Source organism: Bradyrhizobium manausense (genome assembly GCF_018131105.1).
Classification (GTDB): Bacteria; Pseudomonadota; Alphaproteobacteria; order Rhizobiales; family Xanthobacteraceae; genus Bradyrhizobium; species Bradyrhizobium manausense_B.
The window spans coordinates 4,129,411-4,147,599 of the sequence record NZ_JAFCJI010000001.1; the positions used below are offsets into that span (position 1 = coordinate 4,129,411).

Annotated in this window: 15 protein-coding genes and 1 pseudogene; 6 read left to right on the forward strand and 10 right to left on the reverse strand. The window is 65.6% G+C overall.

Features of this window, described 5'->3' with window-relative positions:
- Positions 1–80 precede the first annotated feature (80 nt).
- From JQ631_RS19720 to argG, 5 genes are all read left to right on the forward strand, one after another.
- On the forward strand, positions 81–725 hold the full coding sequence (locus tag JQ631_RS19720; protein WP_212328319.1) for an invasion associated locus B family protein: 645 nt from the start codon (positions 81–83) through the stop codon (positions 723–725).
- Positions 726–899: 174 nt separating this feature from the next.
- On the forward strand, positions 900–2,102 hold the full coding sequence (rlmN, locus tag JQ631_RS19725; RefSeq protein WP_212328657.1) for a dual-specificity RNA methyltransferase RlmN: 1,203 nt from the start codon (positions 900–902) through the stop codon (positions 2,100–2,102).
- 124 nt (positions 2,103–2,226) lie between these two features.
- Positions 2,227–2,721: a hypothetical protein gene (locus tag JQ631_RS19730; RefSeq protein ID WP_212328320.1), complete on the forward strand. Its 495-nt coding sequence runs from the start codon at positions 2,227–2,229 to the stop codon at positions 2,719–2,721.
- A gap of 55 nt (positions 2,722–2,776) precedes the next feature.
- Positions 2,777–3,553, forward strand: coding sequence for a phosphatase PAP2 family protein (locus JQ631_RS19735; RefSeq protein ID WP_212328321.1), 777 nt, complete (start codon positions 2,777–2,779; stop codon positions 3,551–3,553).
- Positions 3,554–3,646: 93 nt separating this feature from the next.
- The gene (argG, locus tag JQ631_RS19740) at positions 3,647–4,984 is read left to right on the forward strand and encodes an argininosuccinate synthase (protein ID WP_212328322.1); all 1,338 of its coding nucleotides are present in this window, start codon (positions 3,647–3,649) and stop codon (positions 4,982–4,984) included.
- A gap of 158 nt (positions 4,985–5,142) precedes the next feature.
- On the opposite strand, the gene JQ631_RS19745 is transcribed toward argG, so the two are convergent.
- The 10 genes and pseudogenes from JQ631_RS19745 to sdhC all read right to left on the reverse strand — a co-directional run bounded on the left by JQ631_RS19745 (position 5,143) and on the right by sdhC (position 16,748).
- A complete protein-coding gene (locus JQ631_RS19745) occupies positions 5,143–7,191 on the reverse strand; it encodes an OmpA family protein (protein WP_212328323.1) in 2,049 nt (682 codons plus the stop codon).
- Between the two features lie 191 nt (positions 7,192–7,382).
- Positions 7,383–7,625, reverse strand: a complete 243-nt coding sequence (locus JQ631_RS32345; RefSeq protein WP_249160787.1) for a hypothetical protein — start codon at positions 7,623–7,625, stop codon at positions 7,383–7,385.
- A 72-nt stretch (positions 7,626–7,697) separates the two neighbouring features.
- Entirely contained in the window at positions 7,698–8,084 is a 387-nt protein-coding gene (locus JQ631_RS19755; RefSeq protein WP_212328325.1) for a VOC family protein, read from the reverse strand.
- Between the two features lie 15 nt (positions 8,085–8,099).
- Positions 8,100–8,924, reverse strand: coding sequence for an FkbM family methyltransferase (locus JQ631_RS19760; protein WP_212328326.1), 825 nt, complete (start codon positions 8,922–8,924; stop codon positions 8,100–8,102).
- Between the two features lie 63 nt (positions 8,925–8,987).
- Positions 8,988–10,946, reverse strand: coding sequence for an ABC transporter ATP-binding protein/permease (locus tag JQ631_RS19765; RefSeq protein WP_212328327.1), 1,959 nt, complete (start codon positions 10,944–10,946; stop codon positions 8,988–8,990).
- Between the two features lie 39 nt (positions 10,947–10,985).
- Positions 10,986–13,123, reverse strand: a pseudogene (locus tag JQ631_RS19770) (hybrid sensor histidine kinase/response regulator).
- 176 nt (positions 13,124–13,299) lie between these two features.
- Complete coding sequence (locus tag JQ631_RS19775; protein WP_212328328.1) at positions 13,300–14,082, reverse strand: succinate dehydrogenase iron-sulfur subunit; 783 nt, start codon at positions 14,080–14,082, stop codon at positions 13,300–13,302.
- Between the two features lie 24 nt (positions 14,083–14,106).
- Positions 14,107–15,942 carry a succinate dehydrogenase flavoprotein subunit gene (gene sdhA, locus JQ631_RS19780; protein WP_212328329.1) on the reverse strand — a complete coding sequence of 612 codons (1,836 nt, stop codon included), beginning with the start codon at positions 15,940–15,942 and terminating at the stop codon, positions 14,107–14,109.
- 3 nt (positions 15,943–15,945) lie between these two features.
- On the reverse strand, positions 15,946–16,350 hold the full coding sequence (sdhD, locus tag JQ631_RS19785) for a succinate dehydrogenase, hydrophobic membrane anchor protein (protein WP_212328330.1): 405 nt from the start codon (positions 16,348–16,350) through the stop codon (positions 15,946–15,948).
- The gene (gene sdhC, locus JQ631_RS19790) at positions 16,347–16,748 is read right to left on the reverse strand and encodes a succinate dehydrogenase, cytochrome b556 subunit (protein WP_212328331.1); all 402 of its coding nucleotides are present in this window, start codon (positions 16,746–16,748) and stop codon (positions 16,347–16,349) included. The genes sdhD and sdhC overlap by 4 nt, the downstream gene beginning before the upstream one ends.
- A gap of 522 nt (positions 16,749–17,270) precedes the next feature.
- Here sdhC and JQ631_RS19795 point away from each other — a divergent pair.
- Positions 17,271–18,131, forward strand: a complete 861-nt coding sequence (locus JQ631_RS19795; RefSeq protein ID WP_212328332.1) for a sulfite exporter TauE/SafE family protein — start codon at positions 17,271–17,273, stop codon at positions 18,129–18,131.
- Positions 18,132–18,189: the final 58 nt, after the last annotated feature.

The following is an 18,189-nucleotide window of genomic DNA, read 5'->3' on the forward strand; positions in this document are numbered from 1 at the left end:
CTTTCCCGGCTATCCCTGACTCGGGGACAAAGCGCGACCGGGCCATCTTCCAGTCACAATATTGAGGGAACCACTCCGGCATGTGGCGGGTGCTGATTTTAGCTTTGATGACTGGCGTGGCGGCCGGCGGAATCGCTGATTCTGCACGGGCACAGACGGCGCAACCGGCGCCCAAAGCCGCACCGAAGGCGGCTGCGCCGGCCCATGCAACTGCAAAGACGGCAGCCAAGCCCGAGGGTAAGCCGGTCGCCCCGCCCGCGGCGGTGGCGGGCGGCGCGGAGCCGACCTTGATCGGTCAGTTCGGCACCTGGGGCGCCTATTCGGCGATGCCCAACGGCAAGAAAGTCTGCTTTGCGCTGGCCAAGCCGTCGTCGTCGAAGACCAATCCGCCGAACCGGCCGCGTGATCCGGCCTATGCCTTCGTCTCGACCCGCCCGGCCGAGAAGGTGAACAACGAAGTCTCCGTCATGATCGGCTATGCGCTGAAGCCGGGGTCGGAATCGACCGTCGAGGTAGGTGGCGCCTCCTTCGCGATGTACACGCAGGGCGACGGCCTCTGGATCAAGAATGCGGCCGAGGAGGATCGGATGGTCGAGGCCATGCGCAAATCCGCCGATCTCGTGGTCAAGGGCGTCTCGGCCAAGGGCACGGAGACGACCGACACCTTCTCGCTGAAGGGCCTCGCCCAGGCGCTGGACCGGATTTCGCAGGATTGCAGGCGTTAAGGCTGCGGGCGCGATCACGGTCGCAATCGGCGATTCCAGTTGCTATATAGGGGCATCCCTAAGGTGTAGCCGTCATGGCCGGGCTTGTCCCGGCCATCCACGCGCTGGCAGCGGGCGGAACAGAACGTGGATGCCCGGGACGAGCCCGGCATGACGAGAGATTTCAGGCAGCCAATGCAACCGACGACCGAGCCGCGCGACGCAATCCTGGTGGAGAAGACTCCGCTTGAAACCTATGTGCCGCCGGCCAAGCCGTCGCTCATCGGGCTGTCGCGCACCGAGCTGGCCGATCGCCTCGGCGAGATCGGCGTCGCACCGGCGCAGCGCAAGATGCGTGTGCAGCAGCTCTGGCACTGGCTCTATTTCCGCGGCGCCCAGAGCTTCGACGATATGACGTCGATTTCGAAGGGCATTCGCGCCGAACTCGCGCAGCACTTCACAGTCGACCGACCCGAAGTCGTGGCCGAGCAGATCTCGAACGACGGCACCCGCAAATGGCTGCTGCGCCTGCCGAGCGGCGACAACGTCGAGCGCGCCCATGAAGTCGAGTGCGTCTACATCCCCGAGACCGATCGCGGCACGCTCTGCGTCTCCTCGCAGGTCGGCTGCACGCTCAACTGTTCCTTCTGCCACACCGGCACGCAGCGACTTGTGCGCAACCTCACTGCCGGCGAGATCGTTGGCCAGATCATGGTCGCGCGCGACCGCTTGAACGATTGGGCCGATCGCGAGGACGGCACGCGCCGCGTCACCAACATCGTGATGATGGGGATGGGCGAGCCGCTCTACAATTTCGACGCGGTGCGCGATGCGCTTTTGATCGTCGGCGACAATGAAGGCATCGGCATTTCCCGCCGCCGCATCACGCTGTCGACCTCGGGCGTGGTGCCGAACATCGTGCGCGCCGGCGAGGAGATCGGCGTCATGCTCGCGATCTCCCTGCATGCGGTGCGCGACGAGCTGCGCAACGAGCTGGTGCCGCTCAACCGCAAATATCCGATCAAGGAGCTGCTGCAGGCCTGCCGCGACTATCCCGGCGCCTCCAATGCGCGCCGCATCACCTTCGAGTACGTGATGCTCAAGGGCGTCAACGATTCGCTCGATGATGCCAAGCTGCTGGTGAAGATGCTCAAGGGCATTCACGCCAAGATCAATCTGATCCCGTTCAATCCCTGGCCCGGCACGGCCTACGAATGCTCGGACTGGGACCAGATCGAAAAGTTCTCCGAATACATCTTCAATGCCGGCTATTCCTCGCCGGTGCGTACCCCGCGCGGCCGCGACATTCTCGCCGCCTGCGGCCAGCTCAAGTCGGAGACGGAGAAGCTCAGCGCGCGCGAACGCCAGGCGCTACGCGCCATGGCGATGACGGATTGAGGATCATGTCTGCCCTCTCGCGACTTCGTCATTGCGAGGAGCGCAGCGACGAAGCAATCGAGATTGTCTCCACGGACGCATTTCCGGATCGCTTCGCTGCGCCCGCAATGACGGTGAGGGCGCCATGTCCCTGATCGGCCGCCTCATCGTCATCTTCATCGGCTTTCTCGCCGCCTGCTTTGTCGGCGGCATGATCGTCGTCGGTGCGCTGCTGTTTCCGGAATTTTCCGATCTTGGCGCCGGTCCCGTCGATCAGGGCACGATCGACATCCTGCTCGGCTTCGGCTTCATCTTCGTCTCCGGTTTTGCGCTGGTGCCGGCGATGCTGATCGCCGCGATCACCGAGGCGCTCTATATCCGCAGCGCGCTGGCCTATGCCGTCGGTGGCGGCCTGGTCGGGCTCGCCTGCTATCTAGGTCTTGTCCCGTTCCATCCTGATACGTTTCAATTCGAAGGCATCGTGCGGCGTCACCTCGAAATCATGACCGGTGCGGGCATCGTTGCCGGCGTCGTCTACTGGCTGGTCGCCGGCCGCAACGCCGGCGCCTGGCGCATCCCGCCGCCCCCGCGCAAGCCGCCTCCGCCGCTGCCGTCGAATTCAAGGCCGGATGCACGGTAATTCGTGTTGCCTTCCAGGGTTTCCATCCCCGTCCCACTCCGCTAAACCGCGCGCCATGAACCGGACTGGACTCTTCATCGCCCTGGCGCTGTGGCTCGTGATCGGCGTCGTTTTCGGCCTCTATCCCGAGCTCGATCTCAAGCTCGCCGCGCTGTTCTTCGATCCCGCGACAAAAACCTTTCCACTCAAGCTGAACGAATGGGCCGGAATCGCGCGCGACGCTGCAATGTGGGTCTCCTGGGCGTTCGTGCTGCCGGCGCTGGTCGCGCTCGTGGTCAAGATGATCAGGCCCGACCGGCCCTTGATGGTGTCGGGCCGCGCGATCGTGTTCCTGCTGGTCACGGTCATCCTGTCGGCCGGCATTCTCACCAACCTCACCTTCAAGACCTACTGGGGCCGGCCGCGTCCGGTGGTGGTCACGCAATTCGCCGGCGACCAGAAATTCGTGGCGTGGTGGGATCCGCGCGGCGATTGCGCGCGCAATTGCTCGTTCTTCTCGGGCGAAGGCGCGACGGCATTCTGGACACTGGCGCCGGCCGCGCTGGCACCGCCGGCGTGGCGGCCGCTCGCCTATGCCGGTGCAGTCGTGTTCGGTGCCGTGACCAGCGGGCTCCGCATGGCCTTCGGAGGCCACTTCTTCACCGATGTCGCGACCGCCGGCCTCGTCACCTTCGTGGTGATCTGGTTCGGCTACGCGATGATCTACCGCTGGCCCCGGACCCGGTTTTCGGACGAGGCGATCGATGCTGCCCTGACCCGGCTGAACATGCCCGCCTACCGGCTCCGCAAGCGCCTGTTCGGCCGCAAGACCGGTCCGGCAGCGTCGATTTGAGCCATTAAATGCGTGCCGAGTCCTGCGAAATTTGATATTCGCGCGGTCACACCTCATCAGCCATCAGCCACTTGAGCCCCGATTGGAAGCGCCATGACCACGATCCTGAAAAGCCTGCCCAAGGGCGAGAAAGTCGGCATCGCTTTTTCTGGCGGCCTCGACACCTCGGCGGCGCTGCTCTGGATGAAGCAGAAGGGTGCGCGCTGCTACGCCTATACCGCCAATCTCGGCCAGCCCGACGAAGCCGACTACAACGAGATCCCGCGCAAGGCGGAAGAGTTCGGCGCCGAGAAGGCCGTGCTGGTCGACTGCCGCACACAACTGGTCCACGAGGGCATCGCCGCGATCCAGTCGGGCGCGTTCCACATCTCGACCGGCGGCATCACCTATTTCAACACCACGCCGCTCGGACGCGCCGTCACCGGCACGATGCTGGTCGCGGCGATGAAGGAGGACGGCGTCAACATCTGGGGCGACGGCTCGACCTTCAAGGGCAACGACATCGAGCGCTTCTACCGCTACGGCCTGCTGACCAATCCGAGCCTGCGCATCTACAAGCCATGGCTCGACCAGCAGTTCATCGACGAACTCGGCGGCCGCGCCGAGATGTCGGCATTCATGACGGCGCAAGGCTTTGCCTACAAGATGAGCGCCGAGAAGGCGTACTCGACCGACAGCAATCTGCTCGGCGCCACGCACGAAGCCAAGGATCTCGAAAGCCTCGACAGCGGCATCAAGATCGTCAACCCGATCATGGGCGTGCCGTTCTGGCGCGACGATTGTACCGTGAAGGCCGAGAAGGTCGTCGTGCGTTTCGAGGAGGGCCAGCCGACGGCGCTGAACGGCAAGACCTTCTCGGACCCCGTCGCGCTGTTCCTCGAAGCCAATGCCATCGGCGGCCGTCACGGCCTCGGCATGAGCGACCAGATCGAGAACCGCATCATCGAGGCGAAGAGCCGCGGCATCTACGAAGCTCCGGGCATGGCGCTCTTGCATATTGCTTATGAGCGCCTCGTCACCGGCATCCACAACGAGGACACCATCGAGCAGTACCGCATCAGCGGCATGCGCCTAGGGCGTCTGCTCTATCAGGGCCGCTGGTTCGACTCGCAAGCCCTGATGCTGCGCGAGACCGCGCAGCGCTGGGTCGCGCGGGCCGTGACCGGCGAGGTCACGCTCGAGCTGCGCCGCGGCAACGACTATTCGATCATGAACACCGAGAGCCCCAACCTCACCTATGCGCCGGAGCGGCTCAGCATGGAGAAGGTCGAGGACGCGCCGTTCACGCCGGCCGACCGCATCGGCCAGCTCACCATGCGCAATCTCGACATCGCCGATACGCGCACCAAGCTCGGTCTCTATTCCAAGACCGGCTTGCTGTCGGGCAGCGAAGGCTCGCAGATTTTCAAGCTGGAGAGCGACAAGGGTTGACGTAACCCGCGACTGTCGCCCGATTCGTCATTGCGAGCGAAGCGAAGCAATCCAGAATCTCTCCGCAGCGACAGTCTGGATTGCTTCGTCGCTTCGCTCCTCGCAAGGACGAAGAAAATGGCCGGGATCGCTCCCGGCCATTTCTTTTTGCGATGGTCTTACTGGCGCGGCGGAGGCGGTGCCGCGTTGGCCTGGCCGCCATTGAGCAGCGGCGTGATGCGACGGACGGTGACGCGCCGGTTGATCAGGCTCGGGCCGTCGGTCTGCTCCTTCAGGTACTGCTTGCCGTAGCCCTGCGAGGTCAGGTTCTCCGCTGGGACGTTGAACTGCTGGGTCAGCAATTCGGCCGCGGCCTGCGCCCGGCGATCCGACAGCGACAGATTGTCGACGTCGTTGCCGACCGCATCGGTGTGGCCCTCGATCAGGAACACTTCCTGCGGGTTGGCCTGGATCGCCTGGTTGATGCCGTCGGCGATCACCTGCAACCGCGCCGCCTGGTCCGGCGGAATGGTCCACGATCCCGTGGCGAAGTTGATCGTGTTGACGTCGACGCTCGGCATCGCCATGCGGACGTTCGGCGAGTAGCGGATCTCGTCGAGCGAGTAGCGCCGATCGATCCGCTGCACCGGCGGGGCCCGCATCGTGTCGTAGATCACCTGCGGCGAGGCCTCCTGGGCATCGACGATGTAGCGATCGTAGGGGATGCTGACCACCGGCGGCGGCACGTCGACATAGAAGCCGCCGACCGCACGCGGATCGCGGTAGGTGTTGTCGATGATCACGATCTCGCGCCCGCGCGTGTCCCTGCGGATACGGCGCATCAAGCTCCCGTCCGGACCGACCACCGTGATGATCTCGGTGCCATCGGGACGGATCACGACCGTGCGGGTTTCGCCGCCGACCGTCTCGGTGCGGATGTCGCGCGCACCATAGCGGAAGCGATAGAGATCGTTGCCGCGCACGTACTCCTGGCCGCTCGGATCGCGGACGATGATGCGATCCGGCTCGGTGTAGATGGTGCGACCGCCTTCGACGACCTCGTGCCGCTGATTGCGGTAGTCGGCAATGGTGGCGCCGATCACGGCGCCGGCGACCACGCCCGCCCCGATCGCAAGTGGCGTCAGGTCACGTTGCTGCGGACGCGGCGGCGGCGGCAGCGGTGCTGCAACTGTCGGCGCGGCGCGGAAGGCCGGTGCAACCGTCGGCGGCGCGTATTGCGCCTTGTTCGGCGGCGGTGCGGCGGCCGGCGTGGCAGGGACGACGGTCGGCGCCGCGGCGCCGGGTGGCGGAGCCGGGGGACGCGGCACGGCACCCGCCTGCGGGGCCGCAGGCGGCGTTCCGGCAGCGGGTGCACCCGCGGCGGGCGGCGTTCCACCCTGACGTCCGGGAGGCGACGTCACCGCCCCGCCGGGTGCGGGCGTCGCGCCCGGAGCCGGCGATCCTGCGGCGGGAGGAGCGCCGGGACGTCCGTGAGGCGTGGTGCCGGGTGCCGGCGTTGCCGTCGGAGCCGGCGTTGCACCTGGAGCCGTTGTTCCTGCGGCCGGCGGCGCGCCGGGACGTCCGGGCGGCGTGGCGCCAGGTGCCGGTGTCGCGGACGGTGCTGGCGTGGCTGAGGGCGTCGCCGGGCGAGCTGCCGGGGCGGGAGGCGTCGGAGCCGGCGTTGCCGTCGGAGCTGGTCGGGCCGCGGACGGCGGTGTGGCTGCGGGCGGTGGAGGTGTCGGCGTGGCAGCCGGACGTGCGGGCGCTGCCGCGGGCGGCGGGGGTGGCGGAGGCGGCGCATGCTGCTGCGGAGCCGGGGGTGGTGCATGTTGCGGGGCGGCTGCGGGAGGCGGCGTCGGTGGCTTCGGTGCAGCCGGCGGTGATGGGGGCGGCGGCGGAGCCTGACGTGCCGCGGGCGGCGGGGGTGGCGGCGTCGGGCGTGAAGGTGCGGCTGCCGGCGGAGGTGCGGCGGGCGGATGCGGGGGGGCAGCCGTCGGCGGGGGAGCGGTCGGGCGAGCAGGAGCCGCGGGCGGCGGTGCGGCCGGGCGCGCAGCGGGAGGCGGCCCCTTCGGCGCTTCCTTCGGAGGCTGCTTCGGTTTTCCGTCAGGGCCCGTCTCTTGGGCCTGCGCGACCACGAGCGGCGCGCTTTGCGCATGCGATGCGGAGCTTGCGAATTGCATCGCGGTCAGAGCCGTCGTGGCAAGCAGCACGAAGCGAAGATTGGTCATGTCGTGAAATTCCCCGGAAGGTTCTTTGACGAAGTGAAGTCGGATGATGAACAGCTACGCGTTAGGCCGGATTGTGGCGGGCAAAGACATTGCGTCGCGATTTATTTCTGCATGCAAATCATGTCACACAAACAACGTTCATTGCGCATTCAGGCGCATGTGGCAATCGCCTCACATGTGTCGCTCTCGTCTCACATGTGATCCTGCGACGAATTGGTATCCGTCGCGGGATTCGGCGCAAGCGGGCCGTTTGGTCCGCGTGATGGAATCTCTTCGGGAATGCGACCCGGCAATTCATCGGGCCGTGGCGATTCGCCGGGCTCGCGCACCGGCGGCGTGATCTCCGGCTGCGGATTGCCCGGCGGGATTCCGGGCGGCGGCTCGCTCGGCGTGCCGGGTGTCGACGGCGGTATCTCTGGCGGTTCGATCGGCATCGGCATCACAAAGATCAGTTGTCTGGAGAGCGACAACGATGATCCGGCACCGATGTTCCCCGTCGCGCCGTCCTATTCCGGCGCGTGACAGACCGCCTCGATGTTGTGGCCGTCGGGGTCGAGCACGAAGGCGCCGTAATAGTTCGCGTGATAATGCGGGCGAAGGCCGGGCGGCCCGTTGTCGCGGCCACCGGCCGCCATCGCAGCCTTGTAGAACGCATCGACCGTGGCGCGGTCTTTCGCTGATATTGCGACATGCACCGGCTTGTTCATCGCGCCTTCGCCGCCGATCCAGAAATCCGGCTTGCCGCCGGCGCCGAAGCCTGCCGCGGGGCCGTGGCCGGTCTGCTCCGCCGTCACTTCCATGATCAGGCTGTAATCGAGCGGCGCCAGCGCCTTGGCGTAGAACGCCTTCGCGCGCTCATAGTCGGAGACGGACATGCCCAGATGATCGATCATCGCAACCTCCGTTGTTCAGCGTGACAGGAACGTATTGCTTCGCGTCTTGCGCGCGATCGTAAAGCCGCGCGCAACCATGTCAGCGATACAATCTTCTCGCCATTCGTTTTGTGACAGATGTTCGATCACCACCGCGCGCGGCCACAGCGATGGCGACGCGTCGCGGAAGAAGCCGATCAGCACGCGGTCTTCAAAGCCCTCGACATCGATCTTGAGCGAATCGACCTGGCCGACGCCGGCCTCTTCGAGGATGCGCGTGAGCCGCAGCGACGGCACCTTGATGGCTTCAGCGCTGGCCGTGCCGGTGACGACATGCGTGGCGCCGAGATTGCCGCCGCCGCTCTCGATCATCAGCTCGCCGTCGGCGTCGCCCGCAGCGGCCTGCACCAGGCGCACCTGCGCTGCCTTCGATGCGGCATGGTTGAACGAGAGCCGTCCAAAGGTGAGGGGATGCGGTTCGATCGCGATCACCTTGCCTGACGTCCCGACATGCCGCGCCATCACCAGCGCAAAGGTGCCGACATTGGCGCCGACATCGACGAAGCTGCCGCCGGCCGGTGTGTGCTGGCGCAGGAAGTCGAGCTCGTCGATGTTGTAGTCGGGGTTGAACAGTGCGCCGCGTTCGGTGGCGCTGCCCTGGTGATAGAAGCGGAACGAGGCGCCCTGATACTGCACGTCGACCGGGCCGCCGCGCAGCAGATTGACCAGCCGCGACATCCACGGACGGAATGCGCCGCGCTTCAGCCCCGATTGTTGCGCGAGGCGGATGATCGCGGCCTGCGCTGCGTTCGGCGCAAACGCACCGAACGGCGCGGTTGAAGGGGTGTTGTCGGGCGTCAAGCAGGCGGTCCTCGTTGCAGGCGGCGCATGCATAGCCGGTTTTGGTGGGGACTCCAACGCCGCTTACGCCGCCTTTTTCACCGTCGCCTTCCGTTGGCGCAGGAATCGCCCGAGCAGCTTGCGTTTGCCTTTGCGCGGGATCAGGTCGATGTCGCTGACGAGCTTGGCGCCGCCCTTGCGGCGCTCCAGCACGATCTTGCGGCTATGGAAGGCTTCCAGCTCGACACGATGCGCCACGCTGACGATGGTCGCCTTCGGCAGTTCGTCGGTGACCATCTGCATCATCTTGTCCTGGCTCTTCTCGTCGAGCGCCGAGGTCGCCTCGTCGAGCACGACGATATCGGGGTTGTGCAGCAAGAGCCGCGCGAAGGCGAGGCGTTGTTTCTCGCCGCCTGACAGCGTCTGGTCCCACGGCCCCTCGTCCTCGATTTTCTCCTTGAGGTGGTCGAGGCCGACCTTGTGCAGGGCCTCGCCGATCTCCTCGACGGTCCAGTGGTCAGCCGCGCCGGGATAGGCGACCGCGCGGCGCAGGTTGCCGGAGGGCACGTAGGGCCGCTGCGGCAGCATGAACAGGCGCCTGTCAGGGTGGAAATTGACGCCGCCTCCACCCCACGGCCACAGGCCCGCAATGGCGCGCACCAGCGTGCTCTTGCCGGTGCCGGATTCGCCGGCGACCAGCAGCCGCTCGCCGGGCTCGATCACCACTTCGGTCTCGCCGACCACGGCGGTGCCGTCGTCGAGCGTGACGGCGAGATCGTTCAGCTCCAGCATGGCGTCGTTGCCGGTCTCGCCACGCTTGATGCGGCCAAGGCCGTTGCCTTGCTCGGCACGCTCGAGGCCGTCGAGCGACATCATCAGCGAGGCGATACGGCGCGCGCAGGCGTTCCAGTCGGCGAGCCGCGGATAATTGTCGACCAGCCAGCCGAATGCGCTCTGCACGATGGTGAAGGCGGAGGCCGCCTGCATGACCTGTCCGAGGCTCATGCTGCCGTCGAGGAATTTTGGCGCGCAGAGCAGCAGCGGCACGACCGGCGCAATGAGGCTCGAGCCCTGCGACACCAGCGTGGTGCGCATATGCTGGCCCGCGAGCCGCGCCCATTGCCTGAGCACGCCGGTAAAATTGCGGTCGATGCCGCCGCGTTCCTCGTCCTCGCCGCCGAGCAGCGCGATGCTCTCGCCGTTCTCGCGCACGCGCGTCAGCGTGTAGCGGAATTCGGCTTCGGCCTGGTTCTTGTCCTCGGAGACCTGCACGAATTGACGGCCGATCACCAGGATCGAGCCCGATGCGATGCCCGCGTAGAGCATCGCGGCGATCACGAGGAAGCCGGGAATGGTGATGGTCGATCCGGCGATCGTGACGGTGAGCGCGCCGCCGATGGTCCAGAGCACGACGATGAAGGTCGCGGCCGACAGCAACGCGGACGTCACGCCGGCGAGAAAATCGACCGGCGAGTCCGTGGCGACGCGCAAATCCTCGGCGATGCGGTATTCCGGATTCTTGTGGTCGCCGGCGACGAGGTTGAGCTGGTAGTAGCGTCCGTTGGCGAGCCAGCGCGTCAGCACGCTGTTGGTGAGCCAGGCACGCCAGCGCCGCTGGATGCTCATGCGGACGAATACCTGGGCGACGCCGAGCACGATGCTGCCGATTGCGAGCGGAAAGAACACGGCCGAGAGATGGAAGACGGTAGTCGCATCGCGCTTCTCGATCGCGTCGAAGATCGCGCGATTCCAGACGTTGATGCCGTATTGGAAGCCGACGGTCAGGACGATCAGCACGACGAGGCCGATCGAGAACGGCCAGGCAAGGCGGTCGCCATTCCGGCTCCAGAAGCCGCGCGCGCTGATCCAGAAGCGGGTGAGGAGATAATCCTTGCGCGCCTGCTCGACTTCCTCTGGCGTGAGTTCAGGATCGGGCTCGAGCACTTCCGGCGGCGGCGGTGCGACGTCATCGCCGTTCTCGCCGGTGATCTTCACGATGGGCGGCGTCTTGCCCTGGTCATTGTTCGGGACCGGCTTCTGCATGAGGCGATAACGCGAACCGGTTTCCTCGGGTTCCCGGCCTCACTCCGCAGCGCCGTCCCGCACCCGCCTCAGCCGCGCGGCCCGGTGCAGCACACGCGACAACTCCTCGATCGAATAGGGCTTTTGCACGAGCTCGAAGCCGGCGACGCCGTCCTGGGACAAAGCCTGGCTATAGCCCGTGGTCAGCACGACAGGGACGCCGATGCAGCGATCGCGGATCGCCTGAGCGAGATCGAGCCCCGTCATTCCGGGCATGACGACGTCGGAGAACACGACGTCGAACCGATCCGCGTTGCCGACCAGCTCAGCGAGTGCGTCGGTGGCGTTGTCGACCAGCGTGATGCTGTAGCCGAGTTCGGTCAGTCCGTCGGCGGCGAAATTGCCGAGCTCGATATTGTCCTCGACGACCAGCACCGACATGCCGCTGCCGGCGACGGCAGGTGGGTGGTCGGCGCCTGGCTTCGGGGCAGCAGAGCCGCCGGCACGCGTGGCAGATAGAGCGAGAAGGTGCTGCCTTGGCCGACCTCGCTCATGACGGCGACTTCGCCGCCGGATTGCCGCGCGAAGCCGAACACCTGCGACAGGCCGAGACCGGTGCCCTGGCCGACCTGCTTGGTGGTGAAGAACGGCTCGAATATGCGCCCTAATTGTGCCGCGGGAATGCCGATTCCTGTATCGCTGACGGCAACGCAGACAAAGCCGTGACTGCCTGAAAGGTGCGTCAGCGTGTCGGGAACGGCCGTCGCCGGGTGCACCGTGAAGACGATCCGGCCTTTGCCCTGCATGGCGTCGCGCGCATTGGTCGCCATGTTGATCATGGCCGTCTCGAACTGGCCGGCATCGGCGTTGACGAGACAGGGCTCGGCCGGCAATTGCGTGACGATCTCGATCGCCGGGCCAAGCAGCGTGGCGAGCATGTCGCGCAGCGACTGCATGCGATCGCCGATGTCGAACACTTCAGGCTTCAAGGTCTGGCGCCGCGCAAAGGCAAGGAGTTGCGAGGTCAGCTTGGCCGCGCGCCCGACCGCCTCCGCGATCGCCGTGATGTAGCGCTGTCGCCGTTCCTCGCTCAGCTGCGGCCGGTTCAGGAGGTCGACGGAGGCGCGGATCACGGTGAGCAGATTGTTGAAATCATGAGCGACGCCGCCGGTGAGCTGGCCCAGCGCCTCCAGCCGCTGGCTGTGCTTGAGCGCGTCCTCGGCCTCGCGCCGTTTGGCAGCTTCGAGCTGCAGATGCTGGGTGCGCCGGAAGGCGACGGCGAGCAGGACGAACAGCAGGGCGGTCGCGGGAGCGCCGAATACGAGATGCTGGCTGATGGTCGCGAGCCAGCGTGCGCGGATCGCCGAGGTCTCGAGGCCGGCGCTGACATAGATCGGATATTCGGCGACGCGCCGGTAGCCGATGCGCCGCTCGATCCCGTCGGATGGCCAGGCGATGGTCATCAGCCCATGATCGGGATGGTTTGCGATGGCCCGGCCGACCTCGCCGTTCGGATCGAGCCGGAACTCGTGGTCGAGCCGCGGGAAATGCGCCAGCAGCACGCCATCGGCGCGCCCCATCGCGAAGAAGGCGCCCGGATCGGTCCCGATCCGCGCGTAGAAGCTCTCGAAATATTCCGGCAGCACGGACGCCTGGATCACGCCGGTGAAGCTGCCGTCGTCGGAGTTGCGGCGGCGGCTGACGCCGAAGAAGCGCGCGCCCTGATAGGGCTGACGCGGGGTCAGCGAGGTGCCGATGAAGGTGCCGATGCTCTGGTCGATATGTGCATAGAAATAGTCGCGGTCGGCAAAGGTCAGTTCCGGCGGTGGCGAGGCCAGGCTGTTGACCAGCGACTTTCCGTTCGCATCGAAGATCCAGGCCGATTTCAGTTGCGGCAGCGTGTCGGTGAGCTGTTTCAGGCGCTTGTGCAGCGCGCCTTCCCGTGACCGGATCACATCGTCAGGCAGGTCGCGCACGACCTCGTTGATTTCGGCGAGGCTGCGGTCGATGGTCTCGAACACCTTGAGCGCGTGCTCATGCGCGACATCGAGCGTGCGCTCGATCTCCCGGTCGGCAATATCCAGCGTCGAATTGTAGGAAATCGTGGCGGCGATGGCGAACAGCGCAATCGGCAGCGCCAGGGATGCAGCCATCATCCACTTCAGCAGTCTCAGCGAATTGCGTTGCGCGCCCTGCACGGTCGCTCCGGTCCCCCGACCGGAGAGCTTACTTGAATCTGGCGCCGGGAAGGAAGCAGCTTGTGGCGGAACCGGAGGTTGTGGGCCGCTGATTCGCCCGCGACGCGGGATGGGTCAATTTTGCCCAAAAACGCACCCCCGGCCGCTCGGGCCGGGGTCGCTGCATGAAAAAGGCCCTAGATCTGGCGCTCGACCATCTTGAGCTTGAGCTCGGCGATGGCTTCGGCCGGGTTCAGGCCCTTCGGGCACGCCTTGGCGCAGTTCATGATGGTATGGCAGCGGTAGAGCCGGAACGGGTCCTCGAGATTGTCGAGCCGCTCGCCGGTCGCCTCGTCGCGCGAATCGGACACCCAGCGGTTCGCCTGGAGCAGCGCGGCGGGACCGAGATAGCGGTCGCTGTTCCACCAATAGCTCGGGCAGGAGGTCGAGCAGCAGGCGCACAGGATGCACTCGTAGAGACCGTCGAGCTTCTCGCGGTCCTCGTGGCTCTGGCGCCATTCCTTCTGCGGCGTCGGCGAGGTCGTCTTCAGCCACGGCTCGATCGAGGCGTATTGCGCGTAGAAATTGGTCAGGTCGGGGACCAGATCCTTCACCACCGGCTGGTGCGGCAGCGGATTGATCTTCACCGCGCCGTCCTTCACGTCGTGCATCGAGCGCGTGCAGGCGAGCGTGTTCTGGCCGTCGATGTTCATGGCGCAGGAGCCGCAGACTCCTTCGCGGCAGGAGCGGCGGAAGGTCAGCGACGGGTCGATGTGGTTCTTGATCCAGATCAGGCCGTCCAGCACCATCGGACCGCAATCATGGGTGTCGACGTAGTAGGTGTCGACGCTCGGATTCTTGCCGTCATCCGGATTCCAGCGATAGACGCGAAACTCGCGAGTCTCGGTCGCGCCCGCGGGCTTCGGCCAGGTCTTGCCGCCGGTGATCTTGGAGTTCTTCGGAAGTGCGAATTCAACCATTTCGATAAGGCTTTCGCTGTTCGATCAGTAAACGCGCGCTTTGGGCGGGATGTACTGCACGTCGTTGGTCATGGTGTAGTCGTGAACCGGGCGGTACTCGATCTTGACCTTGCCCTTGTCGTCGAGCCAGGCCAGCGTGTGCTTCATCCAGTTCTTGTCGTCGCGCGCGGAGAAGTCCTCGCGCGCATGCGCGCCGCGGCTCTCGGTGCGGTTGGCGGCGGAGTCCATCGTCACCACCGCCTGCGAGATCAGATTGTCGAATTCCAGCGTCTCGATCAGGTCGGAATTCCACACCAGCGAGCGGTCGGACACGGCAATGTCGGTGATGCCGCTGTGGACCTTCTCGATCAGGTTCTGGCCTTCGCTCAGGATGTCACCGGTGCGGAACACCGCGCAGTTGTTCTGCATCACGTGCTGCATGCCTTCGCGCAGCTTCGCAGTCGGCGTGCCGCCGGAGGCGTAGCGATAATGATCGAGGCGGCCGACCGCGAGGTCGGACGAGTTCGCCGGCAGCTCGGGCTGCTTGGCGTTCGGCGTGAGCTTTTCGGCGAGACGCAGTGCAGCAGCGCGGCCGAACACGACGAGATCGATCAGCGAGTTGGAGCCGAGACGGTTGGCGCCGTGCACGGAGACGCAGGCGGCTTCGCCGATCGCCATCAGGCCGGGGATGATCGCGTTGTCGTCGCCGTCCTTCTTGGTCAGGACTTCGCCGTGATAGTTCGTGGGGATGCCGCCCATGTTGTAGTGCACGGTCGGCACGATCGGGATCGGCTCGCGCGTCACGTCGACATTGGCGAAGATCTTCGCGGATTCGGAGATGCCCGGCAGGCGCTCGGCGAGCACAGCGGGATCGAGATGGTCGAGATGAAGGAAGATGTGGTCCTTCTTCTTGCCGACGCCGCGCCCCTCGCGGATCTCGATGGTCATCGCGCGCGAGACGACGTCGCGGGAGGCGAGGTCCTTCGCCGAAGGAGCGTAACGCTCCATGAAACGCTCGCCCTCTGAGTTGACGAGATAGCCGCCTTCACCGCGCGCACCCTCGGTGACGAGACAGCCCGAGCCGTAGATGCCGGTCGGGTGGAACTGCACGAACTCCATGTCCTGCATCGGCAGGCCGGCGCGCAGTACCATGCCGCCGCCGTCACCGGTGCAGGTGTGCGCCGAGGTGCATGAGGCGTAGGCACGGCCGTAGCCGCCGGTGGCGAGGATCACGGTCTGGGCACGGAAGCGGTGCAGCGTGCCGTCGTCGAGCTTGAGCGCGATGACGCCGCGGCAGGTGCCCTGATCGTCCATGATCAGGTCGATGGCGAAGAACTCGATGAAGAACTCGGCCGCGTGGCGCAGCGACTGGCCATACATCGTGTGCAGCATGGCATGGCCGGTGCGGTCGGCGGCGGCGCAGGTGCGCTGCGCCTGGCTCTTGCCGAACTCGGTGGTCATGCCGCCGAACGGACGCTGATAGATCTTGCCGTCCTCGGTGCGCGAGAACGGTACGCCCCAATGCTCGAGCTCGTAGACCGCGTCGGGCGCGTTGCGCACCATGTATTCGATCGCGTCCTGGTCGCCGAGCCAGTCCGACCCCTTCACGGTGTCGTACATGTGCCAGCGCCAGTCGTCCTTGTGCATGTTCCCGAGCGAAGCGGAGATGCCGCCCTGCGCCGCGACCGTGTGCGAGCGCGTCGGAAACACCTTGGTGATGCAGGCCGTCTTCAGGCCGGCCTCGCTGCAGCCGACCGTGGCGCGCAGACCCGCGCCGCCGGCGCCGACCACGACGACGTCATAGGTGTGGTCTTCGATCGGATAGGCTTTGCCGTTGGTGGCGGGAGCGCCGTTGCCCTTGCCATTGGTCTCGCTGGCCATGGGTTACACTCCGGATGAGATCTTGATGATCGCGTAGGTCGAGGCGAGCGCGACGGCGATCGAGAAGAAGTTGTTGAGCATGATCGAGACGAGCTTCAGCTTCTCGTTATGGACGTAGTCCTCGATCACGACCTGCATGCCGATCTTCATGTGCCAGGCGCTGGCGAGGATGAAGAGCAGCATGATCACTGCGACAGGCAGCGAGCCGAGGATCACCTTGGCGCCGGCCTGGTTGCTGCCGAGCGTCATCATGACGACGACGATCACCGGCAGCATCAGCAGGGTCATCGCGACGCCCGTGAGGCGCTGGCGCCAGAAATCAGAGGTGCCCGAATGCGCGGCGCCGAGATTGCGGACGCGGCCGAGCGGAGTGCGCATGCTGCGCTTGGGCGTATCGGCTGTGCTCATCGGACACCTCCGACCGCGTAGGCGACGATCCAGATCAGGATCGTCAGCACGATGCCGCCGATCAGCGCGCCCCAGGTCAGAGCCTCACGCTCGTTGGCCTTGAAGCCGAAGCCGAGGTCCCACACGAAGTGGCGGATGCCGCTCAGCATGTGATGCATCAGTGCCCAGGTGTAACCGAACACGATGAGCCGGCCGATGATGCTGCCGGTGAAGGCCTGCACATTGGAATAGGCCGCGGCGGAGCCGGACGCCGCTGCGATCAGCCACCAGGCCAGCAGCAGGGTCCCGACGTAAAGCGCGATGCCGGTGGCGCGATGGACGATGGACAGTGCCATCGTCAACGTCCAGCGGTAGACTTGCATGTGTGGTGAAAGCGGTCGTTCGATCCGTGCTGTCATGGGCTTTTGATGTTTATTGCGGCCCAGCAGCGGGCGCGCGAGGATCGCGAAGGGTCGGCTCTATTTACGGAGTCGATTTGGCCTGCGCAATCACCAAATCGCCATAAATCGAACCGGCGTTCAGCTCTAGACCCTTGATGAAGCAAGGCCAATCAGGGGCTTGGTATACCAGAGGGATGGTGCACCGACAAAGAATAGAATGTGAAATCATTCTTTCACATGGAAGTCGAGGCGCATTGAAATCACTATTGGAACGGCTCTAACCCCTCGGCCAGCCGCCCCGGATCGAACTAGTCAGTTCATGACGGCCGGCACCGCTCGGCCAGCCGAGATGTCATCTCCAAATTCCGTCACGCGCACCGATTTTTCGTGTGACGGCGGATATGCGCAACCCGCAATCCACCCACGACGACAGGCGCGGCGTGTCGACCGCACCAGACAGATCGCCTACAGCTTGGCGCGCAGCCGAATCCGGGCAGACGTCTCGGCGGTGATGCGGCCAGTCGCGGGGGCAGGTCAGAGGTGATCGCAGGTCTTGATATCAAGGAGATCGCCGAGCTCGCGCTGCTGCTGGTCGCGACCGGCGCGCTCTCCGGCTTTCTCGCGGGCGTGTTCGGCATTGGCGGCGGTGCGATTCTCGTGCCGGTGTTTTACGAATGCTTTCGTATCGCCGGTGTGCCGCTCGAAGTGCGCATGGCGCTCTGCATCGGCACGTCGCTCGCCGTGATCATCCCGACCTCGATCCGCTCGTTCCAGGCGCATCACAAGCGCGGCGCCGTCGACATGACGATCCTGCGCATCTGGTGGCTGCCGATCATCATCGGCGTCGTCTCCGGCAGCGTGATCGCGCGCTACGCGCCGGAGAAGCTGTTCAAGATCGTGTTCGTCGCGGTTGCCTATTCCGCTGCGGCACGTCTGATCTTCGCGCGCGAAGGCTGGAAGTTGGGCGACGACCTGCCAAAGGGCCCGCTGATGCGGGTCTACGGCTTCTGCGTCGGCCTTCTCTCGACGCTGATGGGCATCGGGGGCGGATTGTTCTCGAACCTGCTGATGACGTTCTACGGTCGCCCGATCCATCAGGCGGTCGCGACCTCGTCAGCGCTCGCGGTGCTGATCTCGATCCCCGGCGCGCTCGGCTACATCTATGCGGGCTGGCCGGCGGCGACGACCTATCCTGGCGTTGCGGTACTGCAAGTGCCGTTCGCGCTAGGCTACGTCTCGCTGATCGGCGCCGTGCTGGTGATGCCGATGAGCCTCGTGACCGCGCCGCTCGGTGTGCGGGCTGCGCACGCGATGTCGAAGCGGACGCTGGAAGTCGCGTTCGGGTGCTATCTGTTTATCGTCGGCAGCCGGTTTGTGATGAGCCTGATGGGTGGGCAGTAGCGCCACACATTCCGTCATTGCGAGCGCAGCGAAGCTATCCAGAATCCTTGCGCGGAGG

Coding starts and splice junctions, on each gene's coding strand:
- JQ631_RS19720 (WP_212328319.1), top strand. CDS start 81: ATGTGGCGGGTGCTGATTTTAGCTTTGATGACTGGCGTGGCGGCCGGC.
- rlmN (WP_212328657.1), top strand. CDS start 900: ATGCAACCGACGACCGAGCCGCGCGACGCAATCCTGGTGGAGAAGACT.
- JQ631_RS19730 (WP_212328320.1), top strand. CDS start 2,227: ATGTCCCTGATCGGCCGCCTCATCGTCATCTTCATCGGCTTTCTCGCC.
- JQ631_RS19735 (WP_212328321.1), top strand. CDS start 2,777: ATGAACCGGACTGGACTCTTCATCGCCCTGGCGCTGTGGCTCGTGATC.
- argG (WP_212328322.1), top strand. CDS start 3,647: ATGACCACGATCCTGAAAAGCCTGCCCAAGGGCGAGAAAGTCGGCATC.
- JQ631_RS19745 (WP_212328323.1), bottom strand. CDS start 7,191: ATGACCAATCTTCGCTTCGTGCTGCTTGCCACGACGGCTCTGACCGCG.
- JQ631_RS32345 (WP_249160787.1), bottom strand. CDS start 7,625: ATGCCGATCGAACCGCCAGAGATACCGCCGTCGACACCCGGCACGCCG.
- JQ631_RS19755 (WP_212328325.1), bottom strand. CDS start 8,084: ATGATCGATCATCTGGGCATGTCCGTCTCCGACTATGAGCGCGCGAAG.
- JQ631_RS19765 (WP_212328327.1), bottom strand. CDS start 10,946: ATGCAGAAGCCGGTCCCGAACAATGACCAGGGCAAGACGCCGCCCATC.
- JQ631_RS19775 (WP_212328328.1), bottom strand. CDS start 14,082: ATGGTTGAATTCGCACTTCCGAAGAACTCCAAGATCACCGGCGGCAAG.
- sdhA (WP_212328329.1), bottom strand. CDS start 15,942: ATGGCCAGCGAGACCAATGGCAAGGGCAACGGCGCTCCCGCCACCAAC.
- sdhD (WP_212328330.1), bottom strand. CDS start 16,350: ATGAGCACAGCCGATACGCCCAAGCGCAGCATGCGCACTCCGCTCGGC.
- sdhC (WP_212328331.1), bottom strand. CDS start 16,748: ATGACAGCACGGATCGAACGACCGCTTTCACCACACATGCAAGTCTAC.